The organism is Microcoleus sp. B7-D4, from assembly GCF_036705125.1.
Taxonomy (GTDB): Bacteria; Cyanobacteriota; Cyanobacteriia; order Cyanobacteriales; family Microcoleaceae; genus Microcoleus.
Genome location: NZ_JAUBTT010000043.1, coordinates 38,886 through 59,445 on the forward strand (window position 1 = coordinate 38,886; position 20,560 = coordinate 59,445).

Genomic DNA, 20,560 nt, shown 5'->3' on the forward strand with positions numbered 1-20,560 from the left:
CGATTTCCTACGGCATAGCTTCGCTTCCCCTAAATTACCCCATTTTTTTCTTCTTCCAAGCCTCCACAAACGGCAAAAACACCGACACCAACTCCTGCCGATTCATCACCAAAGTCGGATATGAAATCCTGCCGTAATTCTTCCCCACTTCCAGCGGAAAAATCCCCTGAGATTCCAGCGGTAGCCAAACCGCACCAGCAGCCTTCACAATTACCCAACTCCCGGCAATATCCCAAATTTTCGGAGTCGCTTCCACCCCTCCCATAGCCACACCCGAAGCCACAGTCAAAAAATTGTAACTAGCCATACCCAACATCCGAATTTTACTCGGAAGATGAGGCCCGATTCCCACACTTCGGGAACACAAATTAAAAATATGATTCCCGCTCATTTTATCAGCAGTGGGACAAATCGGTCGATTGTTCAAAAACGCACCTTGAGGCATATTTGCCAATACGTTGTGGCCCGCCAAATCCCCTGCATAAAAACCGTGAAAAGATTGATTAACTGGTGGCAAATGCACGCAGCCAAAAACCGGAGTTCCGCGATACAATAAACCCAAAGAAATCCCCCAAATCGGAATTCCCCTAGCAAAATTAGTCGTAGCATCCAGAGGATCGACAACCCAACACCATTCCGTATCTGGGAAAACGTGTTCTCCTTCCTCGCTCAAAATTCCGTGACTGGGAAAAGTAGATGAGATCGCACTTCTAATTTCTGCATCCGCCCAATTGTCAGACTGCGTAACCAAACTCCCATCATCCTTCTCATCTGCTTGTGCAGAACCAAAATCTTTCAAAAACTGCTGGCCGACTGTCTTGACAGTAGTCTGAGAAAAACTTAAAATTGAATCCCAAAAATTAGTCATTAGTTATTCGTTATTAGTTATTGGTTATTGGTTATTCGTTGTTGGTTATTCGTTATTACAATAACAACTAACAACGGCCAACTGCCAACTGACAACTGCCAACTGACAACTGACAAAACCTTAGTCTAATTCATTTTCAAGAATAGTGGCGATCGCACTTTTAGCATTATCCTGAAATTCCCCAACATCCACCCTACCCAACAGCCAAACAGCCAGAATCATACCCACCGCCGGCACAGCAAAAACCAACCCATAAGCCAACATCGGCACCCCAAACAAACTTCTGCCCAAATCCAAAATAGCACCGCCACTAATCGTCGCCACACCCCGCGCCATCGCCTGCGACAAACCCCAAGCGCCAATAAAAGTCCCAGCAGTTTCCGCAGCAGTCAAATCCAACATCAAACTCAGCGCACCAGTCGTCGTAATACCCGAAGCTAAACCAAAAAACATTAAAGCCGACTTAAACACAATTGGATTTCCTGTGAATCCCGATGCAATAATTAAACCCAAACAAGCAGCAACCGACAAACAGCCCAACCTAATCGTATTTTGCTTGCCAATGCGCGGCACAATTAAAAAACCAGTGGCGCTCAAACCGATCAGAGTACCAGTACCATAAATAGCATTTAAGCGAGTAGTTTCCGAAATCGGCATCTTAAAAATTTCGCCGCCGTAAGGTTCCAAAACCGCATCCTGCATAAACAAGCAAATTGTCATAATCAGCAGGAAAGTAAAAAACAAACCGGTTTGGCGGCTAGCAGTCAAAATCCGCAGCGCACTTCCCAGAGTAATTTTATCTTCTCGATTCACTGCGGACGATCGCACCCCGTACCGCGAATACTTTTTCTCAACGCCAAAAGTTGCAATCCCCACCAACAGCAAAACCAGCGCCGGCACCTTCACAAACAAACCGTTAATCGAAGCCTGCAAAACTTCCCGTGGCACATCCCCATCAATTTGCTTCAGCAAACCGCTGCTAACAATCGCCCCGATAATAATACCAACCATCAGCATCGACCACACCACACCAATCAACTTCGATCGATCCTCCTCATCGGAAACATCCACCAACAAAGCAGCAAAAGGAGTCGAACTCGAACAAATAGCAATACCGTAAAGCGCAAAAATCAAACCCAACAAACCCACCCAACCGTAAGTAGGAGTCGTCCACCCCACAGCCTCCAAACTGCTGCCCAAGCGCCACATCACCTGTACCGCCAAAAAAGCAGAAATCACAAACAAAACCCCGCCCATCCACACATAACCCGTGCGGTGATGGCCAAACAAAGGCTTAGCATCAGACATTTGCCCGAACCACACCCTAGCCGGGGCGACAAACTGGTGCATAGCCAGCGTACCAGCCACCACAGTAGCCGGAATCGCCAACTCCTTAATCATGACGCGATTGAGCACCCCCAGGGTCAAAATCGACATCATGCCCAATCCCATCTGAAACAAACCCAACCGGAACATAGTCAGCAGGGTAACTCTCTTGATAGCAGGAGTCGCGGAATCTGTTAATCTTGAATCTGGTAAACGGTCGATCGACATAACTACTCAAATAAACACATCATTTGCACTTATAGTAACTGAGATATCGCAACCCGCCACCTTTCCTCCCCCGGCTAGAAGCTCGATCGGGATTATTCGTATAAATTCATATAAAAATAAAGAGAATCAATAACTGTGGATTTACCAACCGTGACAACCATTACCCTAGGACAAAACGGCCCAGCCGTCATTCCCCTGTGCGTCGGAACTTGGGCTTGGGGCGACAAACTATTTTGGAACTACGGCAGCAACTACGGCGCCGCCGAAGTCGAAGCAGCATTCAAAACATCCCTAGACAGCGGAGTCAACTTCTTCGACACAGCCGAAGTCTACGGTAACGGCTTGTCAGAAGAATTGCTGGGGCAGTTTATCAAAAAAACCAGCCAACCCGTGCAAATAGCCACCAAATTCGGCCCCGTACCTTGGCGGATTACAGGAAAATCAGTTTCCGAAGCCTTAAGTGCCAGCTTAAAACGCTTGCAAGTCGAACAAATAGCCCTCTACCAAGTGCACTGGCCATTCACTTTTTTACTCAGTCAAGAAACCCTGATGAACGCCTTAGCCGATGAAGTAAAACAAGGCAGAATTCAAGCAGTAGGAGTCAGCAACTATTCAGCAGAACAGATGCGCCAAGCCCACAAAATACTAGCAGCCAGAGGCGTTCCCCTAGCAACAAATCAAGTCCGTTACTCCTTGCTGTCGCGGCAAGTAGAAAAACAAGGAATTGTGAGTGCAGCCCGCGAATTGGGCGTCACAATTTTAGCTTACAGTCCCTTAGCCCAAGGATTGCTTACCGACAAATACACAGCCCAAGAACCACCTACAGGAGCCAGAAAAATGGACTCCCGCTTCAGCAAAAGTGGCCTCGAAAAAATTGAATTAGTCATGTCTACCCTGCGAAAAATGGGCAGAAAGCGCGATCGAACGCCCGCCCAAGTTGCCCTAAACTGGTTGATATGCCAAAACGGAGTCATCCCCATTCCCGGCGCCAAAACCGCCAAACAAGCCCAAGAAAATGCAGGCGCTTTAGGCTGGAATTTGAGCCAAGATGAAGTCAATCAATTAGAATTAATGACTCGTCCTTGGCGAGAATAAGTTTGTTAATTGTTGACTGTTGACTGTTGACTGTTCGCTGTTCGCCGTAGGTTGGGTTTTACTTCACTCTACCCAACCTACAGTTCACTTTCTTCTCCCCTCTTCCTTCTCCCCTCTTCCCTCTTCCTCCTTCCCTCTTCCCTCTTCCTTCTTCCCTCTTCCCTCTTCCTTCAATTATGAAAATCTTAACTGACTGGGGCTTCACGCGCGAAGGCTGGCGCAATAACAGCCGCGGCGAATATTTAGTTTTGCTTCAAGGAGGATTGCTCACAGGATTTGTAATCTTACCAGTTTATCAACTGCCAGGATTAAAAATTCAATCAACCCACTTACTTTATATTATCTGGTTTATGGCCAGTATTCTCGGCTTAACCGGATTAATTTTCATCATCAAAGGATTGATAGACTTAGGAAAAAACCTCACACCTTTACCGTATCCCAGAGAAGACGGAGAATTAGTCCAAACAGGCATTTACGGAATAGTGCGGCATCCATTATACAGCGGCTTAATTTTAGCAGCCCTCGGCTGGACACTTTTTCAAATGAGCATATCCCACTTAATAGCCAGCGCACTATTAATAATACTTTTCGAGATCAAAGCCAACCGAGAAGAAACCTGGTTAACCAAAAAATATCCAGAGTATTCAGAGTACCGCCAAAAAGTCAAAAAACTAATTCCCGGAATCTATTAACAGTTCGATCTAAAAACCTCGCTGTCAACAGTCAACTGTCAACTGTCAACTATCTAAAGACCATTACCAATTAGAATAAACGGTGCCCAGTAGTATGGATGATGCAAACGACTGGCCACTGACCGTTTCAAACCGCTGCGAGTTTGAGCTAAAATTGATAAATTGGCCGATCGACCCAACACTGAATCATCACCTGTAATTAAGGCTATTTGCGCTTTTTGCAAAGCTTCTGCCTTTTTATTTCCCGACAGCAACGCCGTATAAAAAGCAACCATCAAAGCTTGAGTGCCACCATCATCTACTTTCCATAAAGAAGCGATCGCAGCTTTTGCTCCTGTTTCCTGTATCTGGTAGCCAAAACCTAAAATTTCTTCTCCATTACCTAGTTTACCACCTATCCCCGTCTCGCAAGCACTCAATACTACCAAATCTACATTCAGTAGGTTTAAAGTTTGAATATCGGGCAGGGTAATTGTATCCTCATCACCTAGCAAAATAAACGAATCTTCTGGTTGTCCGGTAACAAACATAGCATGAGTTGCCAAATGAATAATGTTATAATCTGGCAAACGCGGAATCATTGTGGCACGATTGAATTCCCGATCTATTAATTTTGTAGTTCCCGGCACCATCGCAGCTAAATTTTCCACTTCCAGCCCCGCAAATTGCAAGCCAGAAAAAGCAAATGGAGTAGACCCCCGTTTAAAAGTAGAACGACGCGCACCAAAAGCAGCCGCCAAAACGCGAGGTTGATAAGTCGTTTCTCCATTGAATTTTGTGAGGCTCGTAGCAGTAATATTATTAATTGCAAACCGCTGCCCCAACCATTGTTTGCCATCGTATAAAGCTGCTAGGGGAATGTAGCGTAACTGTCCATCAGGAGCATAAATAATGCTTTTAGCTTGTGCTTCAGTCAGATCGTCTTCTAGGGGTTTGATTAACCAATTATAAAGTTTCTTAGCTGGGATTTTGGCATCGGATTTGGGATCTTCCAAAGCCATGCGAAATTCCACAATTGCTTGATTGAGTTCTTGTTTTTTAACTGCTACAGTACGTCGGAATGGGGGAGAGTCAGCAGTTGTTATTACCAATTCTAAACGGTCTTCTAAAATTAAAGGCTGAATCAATACGGCTTTTTTTTCTAACCGCTGCAATAGGTCTCCCCGTATGGTATTGAGTTGAGCTAGATTCACAGTTTGTACTCTAGCATTAGGGCTGAGTTGTTGGACAATAGCAACAATTTCAGGGGAGTTAATAAATTCATTGAATGTGCCGCGCATTTCCTGCTGCATTTGCCTGAAATTGGCAATTTCTTGTTGCTGCAGGGGCGTGCGGTTAGCTACGGGAATTTTTTCTAATTCAGCAAGCTTTCTGCCTAGTTGAATCTCTCGATTTAAAATTTCATTGTGCCTGTTGCGAATTTGCTGTTCTTGAGGAGTTAAGGGAATACCTTGTGCTGTTTGTTCGTTTCCCCGAACGGAATGCAGGTAATCTTCTATTTCTTGAATTTTGAGTAAATCGAGGACTTGTTGTGCTTCTAAAACTCGGTCTTGTTGCAGTAATAAATCGGCAAGATGGCGATAGGTATCGGCGACAGTAGTAGTGTAAGAGCGCTGTTGTTCGGTGGGTAGAGAGCGCAATTCGCTGCGAATTGATTCGGTAACGTTGACAGATTCTTTATAGAAAATTATGGCTAATTCTGGTTGATTTTGTTTGAAAATTACGTCAGCAATGTTACTGAGAGTAATTCTTTCTCCAGGGCGATCGCCTAATTCTTTACTAATTGCTAAAGATTCCTGATATAATTGCAAAGCCTGGGAATATTGACCAATTCTTTGATGAACTGTACCTAAACTATCCAAAGTATCACCTAGATCCTTACGATTGCCAAGATTTTGGAAAATTGACAATGCTTGTTTGAGGACATCTATGGCTTGAGAATACTGACCTAACTGCTGGTAAACTACGCCTAAATTGTTAAGGGTCTTTCCAAATCCTGTAATATCGCCAATCTCTTTACTAATAATTAAAGCTTGCTGATAAGAGTTTAAGGCTTCAGTAGACTGACCCATTTTCTCATAAACAAAACCAATGTTATGAAGAGTTGTTCCCATGCCTCGTTTATTATTTGTTGCTTGATAAGTAGCTAAAGCTTGTTGATATAAGTTTAGTGCTTCCGAGTATTGACCCAGTTCGCTATAGGTTGAACCAGTTAGATCGAGAATATCAGCTTTATGAGTAGGATTATTTAAAATTTCAAATATCACTAACGCTTGCTGATAAAACTCTAGAGCACGAACATACTGCCCCAAATTTCCGTAAATTATTCCAAGATTGGCTAAGGCACGTCCTTCACCAGCTCGATCTCTCTCTTCTCTACTAATAGTAAGAGCTTTTTGATAGAACTCTAAAGCACGATAATAATCCCCCATTTCTTGATAAACAGCACCAAGATGAGTGAGAGTTTTACCAACTCCTGCTCGATCGTTAAACTCTTGACGAATAGCGAGAGCTTGCTGCAATACTTCTAACGCTGGTTGGTATTCGCCTAATAATCGATATACGTCTCCAAGCTTGTGGAGAGTAGCTGCTTCCCCAGTACGATCGCCTAAATTTCGACGCACTTCTAATGCTTTTTGGTAAAACTCTACTGCTTGATGATATTGACTGAGACGGTGGTAAACAACGCCTATTTTGTGAAGAACTTCCCCCTCACCTGGGCGATAGCCGATTTTTCTCCTAATCTCCAAAACTTGTTGGTAGGTTTCCAGTGCTTTTTGTAGCTCGCCGCTATTTAATTGCTCGTTCCCCTGTTGAAAAAGTCTATCTGCGTCAGTTTTAGTATTTTGGGCATTTTGTGCTTGTTCTGGCACTTCCAGCGCTAAAGCATTCGATTTTTGTAACAGGGGGGAGCCGAGCAAAAGCAGGTAGCAAAAAATAAAAGTTGATATCAAAGATAATTCCCTCACTTTTAGCTAACCCTAAACAAGTTTACCTCAATAGGTCATTTGCCTTAAGAACAAGAAATTCCTCACCTGTACGATCGGCTATATTACCTGGAGTGGGTGGTCTGACATTAGGAGGCTCTGTGATCGGTGGTGTGTGCGGAGTGTCCTTTGTGATCGGTGGTTTTTGTGATCTGTGGTTTGTTCGGATCGCTATCTGCGGAATGTCCTTTGTCATCGGTGGTTTCTGTGATCGGTGTTTTTTTCGGAGTGCTAGCTGCCTTTTTTTCTGGCTCAGAACCACGAACACTTAAAATAGTTTCTCCAGCACCAAGCCTCAACCCGTTTGTTACAGAAACTAATTCCTCAGCTACCTGACTGGCAGATTTTTCATTATTACTCATTTTCGTTCTTGCCTCTCACCTCATGATTTCCAATTTCATACTCCCTCTAAAAACTTTTTCCGGAAAAAATCAAAATTTTCTCTAAATTAACTCCCCAATCCTCCGGCAAAGCGTTGCGGTTTTGCCAAACTTGCCTTGAGTTTGGCAATCTGCGTTTCCAGTTCCTTAACTTTTCGCGTATTTCCTAAAGCTTTGTGACTGTTTATGGCTTGCGCCAACCAGCGAAGTGCTTCTTGCTTTTCGCCGATCGCCCCGTACAACTCCCCCAAAGCCTCCTCTAACTGTGCTTGCTCCCCGATGTCTTTGGCTGCACTAGCTAATTCCTGTGCTTTTAGATAATTGCTCTCTGCCAGCAATGTCACCCCTTCTTGCCAGTATAAATCGCCTAGCTTGCGATATGCAATAGCTTCTCGAAAACCCGTTGCTACCAATGCTTCCAATGTCTCGATCGCCTCAGATTTCAAATCCGAACCGATGTAAAAATAAGCACGTTGCAAAGCTTTGGTTTTCTCGGCAATTTTTTGACTGTTAATTTGCTCGATCGCCCCTTTCACCAGTTGCTTTTCCTTCGTTGGTAGCATTCGGAAGCTTCGATCGGGCAGTTTTTCCTCGTCAGATGTCCTACCGTTTTCTGCTTTTACCACCAGTAAATACACAAATCCCGGTTCCAGTTGTGGTGTTCCCGGATACACTACTTCATTTCCATTAACTTTTGTTTCCCAAATTGCCCGATCGCCCTTCACTAAACTAACAGTATAATTATTAACACCGGGAACTTTATTCCAACGCAATTTCGGTCGATCGTTCAGCAATAAAGTGCGTCGGGGACTGATAATATAAGGAATTAAGACATCAAGAGGCCCGCGAGGATCGGCAGTATAATCCTCACAGTCGAGCGCTAGCATTTCCCGTCGATGGATACCTGAAACTTGAGGATGCAATCCATTAATTATCGGATAAACTCTTGACGCTGTGACGATCGGGATTAAAGGCGTCAGCCCAAAAATAGCAAAGTAAGTAAATGTTTTGCCTTTGAGATTGATTGGTGTCAGCTTGGATGGATGATTATTTTTCATGACCTAAATTATTTTTCATTGTTCGCGATCGCATAAACTTTGGAAATCTTCATTAGTCCTCTAAAAGAGGACTTGTGCTTTGAGGCAGGGGTTTAAACCCCTGCCGGACTATCGGAGATACGCTATAACTTTAAATTTTGAAAATTTTTGCTAAATTCTTGCCGTATCCATCTCTGTTCTTCAGAAGACTCCGACTGCAAATTATCATAGCACTTTTTCCAATTAGATATAGATGCTTGTTTATTGCCTTGACGTTCTAAAAGAACCGCTTGCAAACAGTAAGCAACAGAGCGATCGCTGGAAATATTAATCGCTTTCGTCAGGTTATTGTTAGCCTCTTCATATCGCCCTAACTCCAACTGCGCCCAACCTAAATTTTTGTAAACGGCATACTTAATTTTGCGATCTTTAGCAAGTGGTAAAGCTTTTTCTAACAGCGGTATAGCTTTTGCATATTGTTTATCTAAAATTTCTAACCGTGCCAAATTATTTAAAGCTTGATTAAAACCTGCATTGACAGCAATTTGATAGGCAGCGCGAGCCCGATCGTACTCTTGTTTGTCTTCATGAAGGACGCCTAAATTATAGTTAGTCTGACCATCATTTGGTTTAAAAAAGAGAGCTGTTTTATAAGAGATTTCCGCAGTCTCTAAACGTTTATTCTTGTAACTTAAAAAACCTTCTTTCTTAAGAAAATATACTATTTGGGGTGAGAAAGTCCACCAACCACCTACCAAAAAAAAGCTAGCTAGAGCTAGTTTGCCTACCCAGTTAAAACGAATCCTATTTTTGATAGGATTCGTTTTACTGGGCTCGATCGATTGTTTAATTTCTGGCAACGGTTTCGCCAATCTTTCCAAGGGCGAGCGCGCGTCTCCTCGTGCCAAAATCTGCAATATTTCCTGGCAAATTTGCGGTCGCTTTCCGGGGAAAATCGCCATCATTCGGTCAAGCAAATTTGCCAGATCCGGTGAAACTTGCGTTGCTTTATCTCGCCATATTAATTCACCATTGTCAGGATTTTTAGGTAAATCGATCGGCACTTTTCCTGTCAGTAAATAAACAAAAGTACGTCCTAAAGCAAAAAAATCAGATTGCGGTACTGCATGACCCTCTGCTTGTTCGCTTGGCGTATAACCAGCGGAAATAATCGCAGTTCCCGTATAATTTTCTTTTTGTTGCCGCAAGTAAGTTTCTGTTACTTCTCGCACCGCACCAAAATCAACTAATACCAATTTGCCATCCGGTTTTAACATGATATTGGACGGTTTAATATCTCGGTGAAAATACTGCTGATCGTGCAGTAAATTGAGAATTTGTGTGAGTTGTGTCAACCACTCAATGGCTGTTTCTGTATTTATTGGTTGATTCGCTCTTGCTAACATCCACTCTTGTAAATTTTGCCCCGGTATTTTCTCCATTACCAAACATGGTAACGGTTTGCTACTACCTTCAGGCCAATTAAAATATCCGTCTTTTTCTACATGAGGAATGCCAGGATGCCTTTGGCTCATTAAGAACTCTGCTTCTCGCTGAAATAAAATGGTGGCTTTTTGCTTAATATCTGGGTTATTAAAGTTATCTAAATTCAAAACTTTTAATACTTTGATAATGCCACCATCGTCTACTTCAAAAATCTCGCCAAAGCCACCGCCACCAATGCGATCGATAACTCGATAGCGATTTTGCAATATGAATCCTGGATGAATTAACTTATTTGGAACCATAGAACCTCTTAAGAACCTGTAGGGGCGGGTTCGCCAACTGATTTAAAGCTTGCAGATCGGTTACATAAACCCGCCCTCCCCACTCTATATTTCAGTTTCTCCTAGCAGTTTGAGAAGATTTTTCTCTGCATATTGAAGCTTTGGGGAAGGACACTCGCGCAATTTTGACAAAAGTTCTTTTAGCTGCATTTGATAATTATTTATTCGAGTTAAATCTAAGCGTTCTCGAACTTTGGTTAAGATCGGGTGTAGCTGAGTAATTTTAGTGTCCTTGAGTTCTGGCGATCGCTCGAAAGCATGACTTCCGATTAAACCTATTTGTTCGATGGATGGCGCTTGCATTGCTTCTCGAACATTTTGACATATTTGTTCGACAAGTTTCTGAGTAACATATTTCATCATCACAGGTTCGAGAGTGAATTTGGATTCAGCACTAGAAGGGGAAAGCTCTTTTTCGATTAAGGAACGTCTTACCAAGGATTCTAATACTGTTAGTAATTCGGAACTAGAAACGGCTGCTGATAATTTTGCTTTCAATTGGCTCAAGGAAATCGGCTGCTGTTCAATGGCCAGCCAGTACATCACAGCTTTTCCTACATCTGATAACCGCTGAAAATGTTCGTTAAGTAAATTGGCAAATATATCGCCAATAACTAAGGAACTCTGACCCATAAATTGACTAATATTTCCATTAAACAACTCTTGAATTGTGGTAGCAGTAATTTTCAGTGCAGCAGGATGACCTCGGTATATTTGTATCAGTTCATCTAAGCCGTTTTCTGAGTCAGAAAAACCTTTGGCAGCCAAAAGCATTTTTGCCTCTGTTTGTTTTAAGCCTTTAACTTGTAATGCACGTACAGGTAAGGTTTCGCCTGCTAAAGATGCAACCTCTACAGGCTTTTCTCGCGATAGGAGTAATAAGCAGCTTTTATGCCGTTCTTCTCCTATTCGCCGCAGTAGTTGACCGTAGCTTTCATAACCGTCTCGGTAGTAGCCAGCGATGTCTCCACTTCGCAAAATCATTTCCCAATCATCTAGGATCAGCAAACAACGGCGATCGCGCAAATTCTTGAGCAGGGAAGAAATTTGCTCGTCTACAGTAGTTGGCAGTTGCGTTTCTGGGGAACTGCTGGCAAATGAATTCAACTCACTCAAAATTGTGAGTAAGGGAGGTGCATGACGGAGACTGCGCCAAATTAGATATTCAAATTCACCCTGAAGTTGTTCTCCCAGTTTAGCAGTCAAAGCCGTTTTACCAATACCTCCCATACCCAACAGCGCCACCAAGCGACAGCGATCGCGGAGTACCCATTGACTGAGGGTATTTAATTCTGCGGCGCGGCCGAAAAAATTTGAGACTTCCGGCGCTTCACCCCAATCTTGGCATAAAGGAGTGCTTGTAACTCCTGAAACATCGCCAAAATCCTCGATGTTGACCAATTGTTCCGCTATTTCTGGTGCAATTGGCTGTGCGGCTATCTCTGACTGGAAGTGCGATCGCCTTTCCAATGCCGTTTGAAAGTTTCTTTTACTGACTCTTTCCCCTAAAGCTTCCGAAAGCAGCTTCCATAACTTGGGGCCAACATCTTGCATCAGGTATTCGGCAGCATATCCGTAAGCCTCTGCAATCTTATGATACTCCTGCCCTTGCCAAGCTCCCCTCAGAATTATTACTTCTATATCTTTTAAGTGTCTGTTTGTTTTGGCAAATACGGCCGTATCTGCGAGTTTCAGCCCTTCTTCAAAATTCATAACGTTAAAAATTTTTCATTGGATCTTGAGTATAACCTGAAGTTTACTGAGGTTTACTTATTTAAACTGAGGTTGCCTCAGTTTTTTTGTTTTTGGATTGAATTTTAACAACTTAGGTTATCTATATCGACCGTACAATAACAACTCGCTACTGTATAAATATCAGCTCAAACAAATGGTCTGAGGCTAAATCAATCCTTTACAACACTTACCTTGAGGTAAATTATGGCTGTCAATCATAACGTTCCGTATTTCAGTCAATATGATAACGGAATTGAACCCTGGCGCACTTGCGGTGCTACAAGTTCGGCAATGTGTCTGAAATACTTTCAAGTTGCAGATTTAGGCCCCTTTGCACAGTACGAAGATGATGTTAAAAAACGTTTCGACAGGCTGGGAATCGATCACGGTTCTCCCGATGGCATCAAAAGATTGTTAGAGGGTTTGGGGTTGAGAGATGATTTGACATTGAAAGGGAGTCTTTCAGACATCACTCGCTCTCTCGATTCTGGCGAGATATGTATATTGCACGGTTATTGGACTGTTCCGGGTCACATTCTAGTTATTCGCGGTTATAACGACAAGGGTGACTTTTTTGTGAACGATCCAGCCGGAGAGTGGTTCTACGCAGGCTATCGGAAAAATTCCCCATCTTCACCAGATAACAAGGGCGAAAACAAGTTATACAGTCGTAAATTGATATCCTCCGCTGGCAATGCTTTTAGTTTGCGTGAAGCTTTATCTTTTTATGACAATTGGGACAGTAGCAAAATTGACTCTACTGCAACAATGTGGCTGCATCGAATTTCTAAATAACTCTCAAAATTTACTGGTTGGCGATTGATATCGCCTCGGATGAATCGCCCATAAAAAAGGTTTGTAGTGAGGACTTTAGTCCGCATTTTTCCCAAATCTGTAAGAAAGGACGCTCAGTCCTTACTACAAACATCATTACTACTTGGAGCTGTGAATATGAAGATTGAAAAAGTTGAGTTACAAATTAATGACGGGATTATTGATACCCCTCACCTGATTGATGAAGTCGAAATCCTGCAAAGGCGCTTGAAAGATTGGGGATTATTACCAAAAGATGCCAAAATTGACGGGCTTTTTGGGTCTGTCACTAAGGCCGCAGTGGAGCAATTTCAACGGATGCGCCCTGCCGATCGCAGCCAATTTGTCCCAGGCGGACTAAAGGTAACAGGTAAAGTCGATCGCAATACCTGGGCTGAGTTGCTGAAGGTGAAGCCAGAAGAAATCGCAATAGTTACTCGCAAACCCAAGATTTGGGATATGCCAGGTGGCTTCTCCAGCGTTGATAATATTTTAGATATTGCTCAATGCATATCCGAAATTCGCCCCTTTGCCAAGAAAAATTTGCCTCTTATCCTCAATCAATGTCTCGATAATGGTGTCATCGATCGCGGGCAAATTGCCTATGTTTTTGCAACAGCCGAACATGAATGCCATTTTGGACGTTTGATGATGGAATTAGCTGATGGGTGGGATTATGAAGGCCACGAAGATTTAGGGAACACTGAATCCGGTGATGGGCCTCGCTTCAAAGGCAGAGGTTTCGTCCAAATTACAGGGCGTCACAACTATCAAATCTGGAGTGAAAAACTCGGAATTAATTTGATAGATAATCCAGAAAAAGCCGCTCTCCCTGAAATCGCTGCCATGATTCTAGTTCGGGGAATGCGCGATGGTAGCTTTACGGGTGTAGGTTTGAGTGATTTCATTGTTGGCGCCGATCGCGATTTCTATAACGCCCGAAAAATAGTGAATCGACTGGACAGGGCTGACCACATCGCGCAGATCGCTGAGCATTACTTCAAAGCCATAGCCTAAACAGAAGTTGCCCCCTCCGTGGGGTAACTTCCACCTACAAATTAAACAATTCGGAGTCATTTTTTATGTCATTTACAGCAAAAGTTGTAACAGCAGCAGCGTGGGGAGCCAGACAGCCAAAATCTGGAACATTTCCTTTTCAAATGACTATTCCCCGCTATGTCATCGTCCATCATACAAACAACCCAAACCCTCCCGACGATGCCTCAAGAGGCACGCTTGAAGGAGCGATTAAGTTAGCGCGAAACATTCAAAACTTTCACATGGATGATAATGATTGGTCGGACTCAGGACACAACTTCTTAAATACAACCGGAGGGTTGATTTTAGAAGGTCGGCACGGTTCCCTAGATGCTGTGAAAAAAGGGTTTTGCATTCAGTCAGCCCATGCAGGGCAAGATCCAGGAAAATTAGCCAACGGCAATCAATCTCCTGGTATTGAAAATGAAGGGAATTTCATGACTTTCCAAATGAGTGAAAAGCAATGGGAGAGCCTTGTAGAACTTTGTGTGTCATTATGCGATTCTTGCAATATTAGTCCGCTCAATATCAAGGGACACAGAGATTTCAGCAATACTGATTGTCCGGGTGATTTGCTGTACAGTCAACTTCCCAGTTTGAGAAAACAAGTTGCTGATAAGCTAGGTATGCAATTCACTCCCGAACAGCTAGAAAATGAGTCGCCATTTGTGACTCTACGCTTGGGTTCAACAGGTTCAGCCGTTATAAAACTCCAACAGCGATTGCGCGATCGGGGATTTAATCCAGGAGCAGTTGATGGTGTATTTGGTGAAAATACACAAACGGCTGTAAAAGCTTTCCAGCGTTCTGTTGGACTTGAAGATGATGGAAGAGTTGGTAGCCACACTCGAACTAAGTTAGGACTTAGTTAAGCTTTAATCATTTAGGAGGTTAATCAAATGACACATTCTTCTATAGTTGAGACTCAACCAAATTCTTCAGAACATGGAAAAGAGCTTGCCGAATTATTCCAGGAAGATAATGGGAAATACTCGACAATGCGAGCCATGAGTTTTATTGCGCTGATTGCAGCGATTGTGTTTGGTGCAATAACAATAACTAGCAAAGATTCTGAGGGGAAATACATTACAACTGCTTTTTTAGTTGCTGCTTTCGCGCCAAAAGCTGTTCAAAGATTTGCAGAACGTATGTAAATCAAGTTGAGTTAGATGGATGATGAAAGCAGCAGGCGCATTTGTCTCTGCTGTTGCCACAGCTCGAAATTCTCTATATTTGAGTTACCATCTCTCTCAACGATCGCCCTCACGTGCTCCATCAGCTCGATCGCCAACAATACACCAAACTGCTAGCTATTAGAATGACGATCGCACCTCACACCTTCATCTCCTCACAAAATAACGGGAAATGAAGGTTGCAGGCGCGATCCCTCTTTCTCCTGACTAATGCTAATGACTGATGACTACTGACTAATGACTGCTTTCGGAGTCAACTGACAACTGACAACTATCAACTGACAACTGTCAACTGACAACTATCAACTGACTTTCATTCCTGCCGCGTACCATCAGGCATCACCGCACCCTTTAAATTCGCCCCTTCTAAATTAGTATCCAACAGCAAAGCGTTCCTCAGATTAGCACCCTTCAAATTAGCACTTTCCAGATTAGCCATCCACAGATTAGCCCCCTCCAAATTCGCCCCCTCCAAGTCAGCATTAACAAGAAAAATACCTTTCATAAAAGCTCCTGTTAAGTTAGCATTTCTCAAATTACTCCCTCCCAAATAAGCATCCTCTAAAAACGCATTTTCTAAATTGCTTCCCTCCAAATTTGCCCCTGCCAAATTGCTGCTTATCAGGTAAACCCCAGCCAAATTTGCCTGTTTCAAGTTAGCGTTTACCAAATGCGCGCTCCACAAATTGGCATCTTTCAGGTTGGCTTTTTCTAAATTGACGCCTTCCAGAAAAACTTCGCTCAAATTCGCCCCGGAAAGATTGCAACCTTGACATTCCCTCGCTGTCAGCAATTGCCGGACTTGATGCTTGACTGACGAACGGTTCGCTGCGAAAATTATTAAACCTGTAGTTGCTAAGGCAATAATACTAAAAGTGGCCAGCCCGATCGCACTTACAATTTTCCTTTGTCCCGCGCCTCGAAACATCCGCTTGCAGCCCCTAAAAATATTTCGATAATGGTTCGTATGTATAACCTAGTTCCTTCCTTCCCCTGCCCCTATGAAAAAACAGTTAAAATTTAAATTCCTGACGATCGCACTTATTGTAAGCTTAGCAATAATCGGTGTCGGATGCGATCGCATTTTCAAAAAACCATTTCAACTTCCCGCCTCAGCCCAACAAGAACCCTGGCCAATTCAAACAGGCCTCCGATCGGCCATCCTCCGCGAAAATATACCAACAGTCAACCGCGTAGTTTTAGTACCCGACGAAGCCACATTCTTAGCAGCCATCCAAAAATGGAATCTCAAAGGAAACTGGCCTATTCTCATCGAAGACCAAAAATATGCGCCCATGTTTTTGCAGCGCTTTCAACCCGAAGAAATAGTCCGTTTGCCAAGCATCAAACAGCAACTGCCAAAAAATCAAAAACTCCAGCAATTAATGCTCAACAGCGCAGCAGCCGCCTGGAATGCCACCGATACTCCAACCTTAAAAGCAAAATGGACGCAACTCGGCTGGGAACCCCCAGGAGTAGTAATCACATCAGAAAACGACCCCGCACGATCAGCAGCAGTTGCCTTAGCAGCCGCCCACGGCCAACCTTTAGTATTTGTAGAAGGCAACTTCGGGAAACCCAACGATACCCTCAATAACACACAGTGGAAAACTCTGCAACTAGCAGTTACAAAAGCTGTCGAATCAACCGGATATTTTTACTCTCAACTCGCAGACGCGATCGACACAATAACCATTGTACGCCAACTAGCAGTCAAATATCAATCTCCTGAAAAACCAGACGAACAACTAGCCGTTACCGACGGTTTGGGAAGACACCCCAACGGCGAACGCTGGGCGGCTGTTGGCTGGATTTACGGTTCCGAGGTGCGATCGATCTATCAAGCCATGTGTGCCATATTTCTCGACAGCCAAACAGCCATGCTTTATGACAGTTACCCCAAGGAAGGAAATTGGGCAAAATATGAAATGGAGGAAGCAGCTAGCGGACTAAAAACCATAGGTTTAAATGTCCAAGTAGTGCAGCAACCAGAATCTAGCCTGGAAAAGTGGAGGAGTTTAGCCTCAAAACCGTGGACATTTGACTTAATATTAATGAATTCCAAAGGCTATCCAAAATCATTCCAAGTGGGCAACGGCGACGCTTCAGTTGAAGATATACCAAAACTTCAATTTCCTGCCGCAATCCACATGATCCACAGTTGGTCAGCAGCAGCCCCCGATGACACAAACACCGTTGCCGGAAGGTGGCTAGAGAATGGTGCTTACGCATATATTGGCAGCGTCAACGAACCTTTTTTATCGGCATTTATTCCACCTAAATTAATGGTCGATCGCCTAAAGCGAGGAGCACCCTTTTTAATCGCAGCACGCCAGCTAGAATCCCCACCCTGGAAAGTCGCCACCATCGGCGATCCGCTAATGTCGATCGCCAAACCCCGGCCAAAAATTCCGCCCACTCAACAACCGATGTGATAGTATGCGCGAGCAAGGGATTTAAAATTGGAGATTTGAGATTTCTGGTTTGAGATTTGTGGTTGTTAGGTAAAATCTCCAAGCGCCAATTCTTTAATTTGAAAGTTGTTTTTTACTGAGTTATATGATATTGCGAGTTCAGTGAGGCGATCGACCTAAGCGCCAAAACTCTAAATATAGTTAATGAGGATTATCGCGAGAGTGTATCTAAGTTTGAATGTAACTGAGCATACAATCACGCCAAATCCGCCGCTCCTCAGAATCAGTCATTCCACCCCAGCGGCCAGCCAAAAAAATTTACCCTAAAATACGCCTTAATATAAGTTGTCAATTCCCCTAAAATCACTCAAAATGAAAATAAGAAATAAATTGTAATATTATATAACTTCTCACCGAAGAATTAACCGCTAAATGAGAGCCATCCCTCCTGTGGATCTGCCGCCACCCGGGCCAACCGCAGCAACTCCCCAAGCCTCCCGACTAAGCCCGCTATTCAACCGCCTGCACCCCAGTCCAGAAACCCTCCTGCTCATCCTCTCCCTAGTCATCGGGGGAGTTACGGGCGCAGGCGTCGTCACGTTTCACTACCTCATCCACTTCATCCACACCCTGATGCTGGAAGACTTCATGGGGGCGATCGCCTCGAAAGGCTCTTGGACGCTAGCCTGCATTCCCACCCTCGGCGGAGTCATCATCGGGCTGATGCGGTGGCGATTTCGGGACTTTGGCCCGAATATGTCTTCCTTAATTGCAGCCACCCGCGGGCTGCAAGAACTCTCCCCCCTCAAACCCATCACCAAAATGGTGGCAGCCTCAGTTTCCCTCGGCACCGGCGCATCCCTCGGCCCGGAAGCCCCCAGCGTCGAAATCGGCGCTAATTTTGGAATGCTGCTGGCTCAAGTCTTACAGCTCTCCCCAGAACGGCAGCGCTTGCTCCTGGGCGCCGGAGCAGCAGCAGGTTTATCGGCCGGGTTTAACTCTCCCATCGCCGGAGTGTTCTTTGCCTTAGAAGTCGTGCTCGGCAGCACCTTCGCCACTTCCTCAGTCAGCGTTGTCTTGCTCTCCGCCGTAGTTTCCGCGCTCATCGCTCAAATCTGCTTGGGAGCTCAGCCGGCCTTTTCTTTGCCGATATACGATGTCCGCAGCCCCCTAGAACTGCCTCTGTACATGGGATTGGGACTTTTGGCGAGCGGAGTGTCTCTAGCCTACACAGAAGCAATTCAATTAGCCGAGGCCTGTTTTCAAGGAAAAGTCCGAGGATTTGCTTGGCTCGGACGACTGCCCCGGCCACTTCACCCGATCATCGGCGGGGCAGGAGTCGGCTTAGTCGCCCTGCAATTGCCTCAAATTTTGGGTGTCGGCTACGAAACAGTCCAAGCAATGCTCCAAGATGTTAAATTTTCCTTGCCTTTGCTACTGCTGCTGCTGTTTGTCAAACTGGCGATGACCGCAATCAGCCTCGGCAGCGGTTTAGTTGGTGGCATCTTTGCTCCGGCGATGTTTTTGGGAGCTTCCCTGGGTTCGGCTTACGGCCTCTTTTTGGAAATGCTGCCGGCAATGAGCGATCGAGTCGCTGGCCCTGCCGCCTACGCAATGGTGGGAATGGCCGCCGTCCTCGCCGGCAGCGCCAGAGCACCGCTGACAGCCATCCTGTTGATGTTTGAATTAACCCGCGATTATCGGATTGTCTTGCCTTTGATGGCAGCAGTCGGATTGAGCGTTTGGCTGGTGGAGTGGGTCAACCGCCGATCGACAGCTCACAGCCTCAACCTTCAGCAAATGGGCGTAGACGTGGCTGTCAATACACCGATCAAAGCCAGAGAACAGTTGCAAGATTGGGAAGATGTTCTGGGCGATCGCATCGTCACAGAACTGATTTCTTGCCCAATTCCCCCCGACGGCGAACACAGGGACGATCAGCCTGTGCTGGCGATCGCCAATGCACATTTGCCGGAAAATGTCAAACCATTACCTGAAACAAAATCAGCAGTTTGACCCAGATCCAATCCCGTTGGTTCGTCACAAAACCAATAACCTCAAAGCTAAATCTGACAACTATGATATTTATCAACCCTAAAACGGATTATGCATTCAAAAAAATATTCGGTTCCTCAGAAAGCAAAGAGATTCTAATTAGCTTTCTCAACGCCTTAATTTATGAAGGAAATCCCACCATCCAAGACTTAGAAATTATCAACCCGAATCTACCACCCAAACTAGAAGGCTTAAAAGATAGTTATCTGGATGTGAAAGCCAAACTCAGCGATGGCACTTTAGTAATTATTGAAATGCAGGTGCTCAACGTCCAGTCTTTTGGCAAGCGAGTTTTGTACAATGCAGCGAAAACTTATGCTTTTCAATTGGAAGCAGCCCAAGGATATCGCTTGCTGAAGCCAGTGATTGCCCTGACAATTACGGATTTTGAAATGTTTCCTAATAGCCCGGAATTTATTTCCCGATTTGTGTTCAAAGAAGTCAAGAAAAACTTTACGTATCCCGAAAACAATCTGGATTTAGTGTTTGTAGAGTTGCCAAAGTTTACCAAAGGACAGGAGGAACTTGAAACTTTAGCAGACAAATGGGTTTATTTCATGAAAAATGCGAGAAGTCTGACATCGGTTCCAGAAACAATGGATAGCATACCAGAAATACATGAAGCTTTTAATATTGCGAATCAAGCAAGTTTGAGCAGAGAGGAAGTGGAAGATTTGGACAGAAGAGAACAGTTTATTTATGACCAACAGGGAGCAATTATTAAGGCTGTTCAAGACGGCATAGAACAAGGCATAGAACAAGGCATAGAACAAGGCATAGAACAAGGAAAGCGAGAAGAAAAGCTGGCGATCGCGCGACAATTACTTTCACAGCTAGATAATGCCACGATCGCCCAAGTTACGGGGCTTAGCGTTGAGGATGTGCAAAATTTGCGGGGAGATTCTTAACCCCT

17 protein-coding genes are annotated in these 20,560 nt (G+C 44.3%); 9 read left to right on the forward strand and 8 right to left on the reverse strand.

Annotated elements, in window-relative coordinates:
• Window positions 1-34: 34 nt before the first annotated feature.
• Both QUB12_RS18315 and QUB12_RS18320 read right to left on the reverse strand, forming a co-directional pair.
• Window positions 35-868: an inositol monophosphatase family protein gene (locus QUB12_RS18315; RefSeq protein WP_333307893.1), complete on the reverse strand. Its 834-nt coding sequence runs from the start codon at window positions 866-868 to the stop codon at window positions 35-37.
• A 120-nt stretch (window positions 869-988) separates the two neighbouring features.
• Window positions 989-2,422 carry a BCD family MFS transporter gene (locus tag QUB12_RS18320; RefSeq protein ID WP_333307895.1) on the reverse strand — a complete coding sequence of 478 codons (1,434 nt, stop codon included), beginning with the start codon at window positions 2,420-2,422 and terminating at the stop codon, window positions 989-991.
• A 150-nt stretch (window positions 2,423-2,572) separates the two neighbouring features.
• On the opposite strand from QUB12_RS18320, the gene QUB12_RS18325 reads away from it, so the two are divergent.
• Together QUB12_RS18325 and QUB12_RS18330 are read left to right on the forward strand one after the other, a co-directional pair.
• The gene (locus QUB12_RS18325) at window positions 2,573-3,517 is read left to right on the forward strand and encodes an aldo/keto reductase (protein ID WP_333307914.1); all 945 of its coding nucleotides are present in this window, start codon (window positions 2,573-2,575) and stop codon (window positions 3,515-3,517) included.
• Window positions 3,518-3,693: 176 nt separating this feature from the next.
• Window positions 3,694-4,209 carry an isoprenylcysteine carboxylmethyltransferase family protein gene (locus QUB12_RS18330; RefSeq protein ID WP_333151339.1) on the forward strand — a complete coding sequence of 172 codons (516 nt, stop codon included), beginning with the start codon at window positions 3,694-3,696 and terminating at the stop codon, window positions 4,207-4,209.
• Window positions 4,210-4,262: 53 nt separating this feature from the next.
• Here the strand turns inward: QUB12_RS18330 and QUB12_RS18335 are convergent, their stop codons facing one another.
• The 5 genes from QUB12_RS18335 to QUB12_RS18355 form a co-directional block, all read right to left on the reverse strand.
• Window positions 4,263-7,163, reverse strand: a complete 2,901-nt coding sequence (locus QUB12_RS18335; RefSeq protein WP_333307897.1) for a tetratricopeptide repeat protein — start codon at window positions 7,161-7,163, stop codon at window positions 4,263-4,265.
• 122 nt (window positions 7,164-7,285) lie between these two features.
• On the reverse strand, window positions 7,286-7,558 hold the full coding sequence (locus tag QUB12_RS18340) for a hypothetical protein (protein WP_333307898.1): 273 nt from the start codon (window positions 7,556-7,558) through the stop codon (window positions 7,286-7,288).
• A gap of 86 nt (window positions 7,559-7,644) precedes the next feature.
• Window positions 7,645-8,634 (reverse strand): tetratricopeptide repeat protein, encoded by a 990-nt coding sequence (locus tag QUB12_RS18345; RefSeq protein ID WP_333307900.1) that lies wholly within the window; start codon window positions 8,632-8,634, stop codon window positions 7,645-7,647.
• Window positions 8,635-8,756: 122 nt separating this feature from the next.
• Window positions 8,757-10,361: a serine/threonine-protein kinase gene (locus tag QUB12_RS18350; protein WP_333307901.1), complete on the reverse strand. Its 1,605-nt coding sequence runs from the start codon at window positions 10,359-10,361 to the stop codon at window positions 8,757-8,759.
• An 84-nt stretch (window positions 10,362-10,445) separates the two neighbouring features.
• A complete protein-coding gene (locus QUB12_RS18355; RefSeq protein ID WP_333145743.1) occupies window positions 10,446-12,113 on the reverse strand; it encodes an NB-ARC domain-containing protein in 1,668 nt (555 codons plus the stop codon).
• A 225-nt stretch (window positions 12,114-12,338) separates the two neighbouring features.
• Between QUB12_RS18355 and QUB12_RS18360 the strand changes: the two genes are divergently transcribed.
• The 4 genes from QUB12_RS18360 (at window position 12,339) to QUB12_RS18375 (ending at window position 15,139) form a co-directional block, all read left to right on the forward strand.
• Entirely contained in the window at window positions 12,339-12,929 is a 591-nt protein-coding gene (locus QUB12_RS18360; protein WP_333145747.1) for a C39 family peptidase, read from the forward strand.
• A gap of 156 nt (window positions 12,930-13,085) precedes the next feature.
• A complete protein-coding gene (locus QUB12_RS18365; RefSeq protein WP_333145749.1) occupies window positions 13,086-13,964 on the forward strand; it encodes a peptidoglycan-binding protein in 879 nt (292 codons plus the stop codon).
• A gap of 65 nt (window positions 13,965-14,029) precedes the next feature.
• Window positions 14,030-14,857: an N-acetylmuramoyl-L-alanine amidase gene (locus QUB12_RS18370; RefSeq protein ID WP_333145752.1), complete on the forward strand. Its 828-nt coding sequence runs from the start codon at window positions 14,030-14,032 to the stop codon at window positions 14,855-14,857.
• A gap of 27 nt (window positions 14,858-14,884) precedes the next feature.
• Window positions 14,885-15,139: a hypothetical protein gene (locus QUB12_RS18375; RefSeq protein ID WP_333145754.1), complete on the forward strand. Its 255-nt coding sequence runs from the start codon at window positions 14,885-14,887 to the stop codon at window positions 15,137-15,139.
• A 352-nt stretch (window positions 15,140-15,491) separates the two neighbouring features.
• Here the strand turns inward: QUB12_RS18375 and QUB12_RS18380 are convergent, their stop codons facing one another.
• Window positions 15,492-16,106, reverse strand: a complete 615-nt coding sequence (locus QUB12_RS18380; RefSeq protein WP_333145756.1) for a pentapeptide repeat-containing protein — start codon at window positions 16,104-16,106, stop codon at window positions 15,492-15,494.
• A gap of 73 nt (window positions 16,107-16,179) precedes the next feature.
• Between QUB12_RS18380 and QUB12_RS18385 the strand changes: the two genes are divergently transcribed.
• The 3 genes from QUB12_RS18385 (at window position 16,180) to QUB12_RS18395 (ending at window position 20,555) form a co-directional block, all read left to right on the forward strand.
• On the forward strand, window positions 16,180-17,613 hold the full coding sequence (locus QUB12_RS18385) for a hypothetical protein (protein WP_333145759.1): 1,434 nt from the start codon (window positions 16,180-16,182) through the stop codon (window positions 17,611-17,613).
• A 411-nt stretch (window positions 17,614-18,024) separates the two neighbouring features.
• Window positions 18,025-19,608 (forward strand): chloride channel protein, encoded by a 1,584-nt coding sequence (locus QUB12_RS18390; protein WP_333145761.1) that lies wholly within the window; start codon window positions 18,025-18,027, stop codon window positions 19,606-19,608.
• A gap of 62 nt (window positions 19,609-19,670) precedes the next feature.
• Window positions 19,671-20,555: an Rpn family recombination-promoting nuclease/putative transposase gene (locus tag QUB12_RS18395; protein WP_333307904.1), complete on the forward strand. Its 885-nt coding sequence runs from the start codon at window positions 19,671-19,673 to the stop codon at window positions 20,553-20,555.
• The last annotated feature ends 5 nt before the right edge of the window (window positions 20,556-20,560 follow it).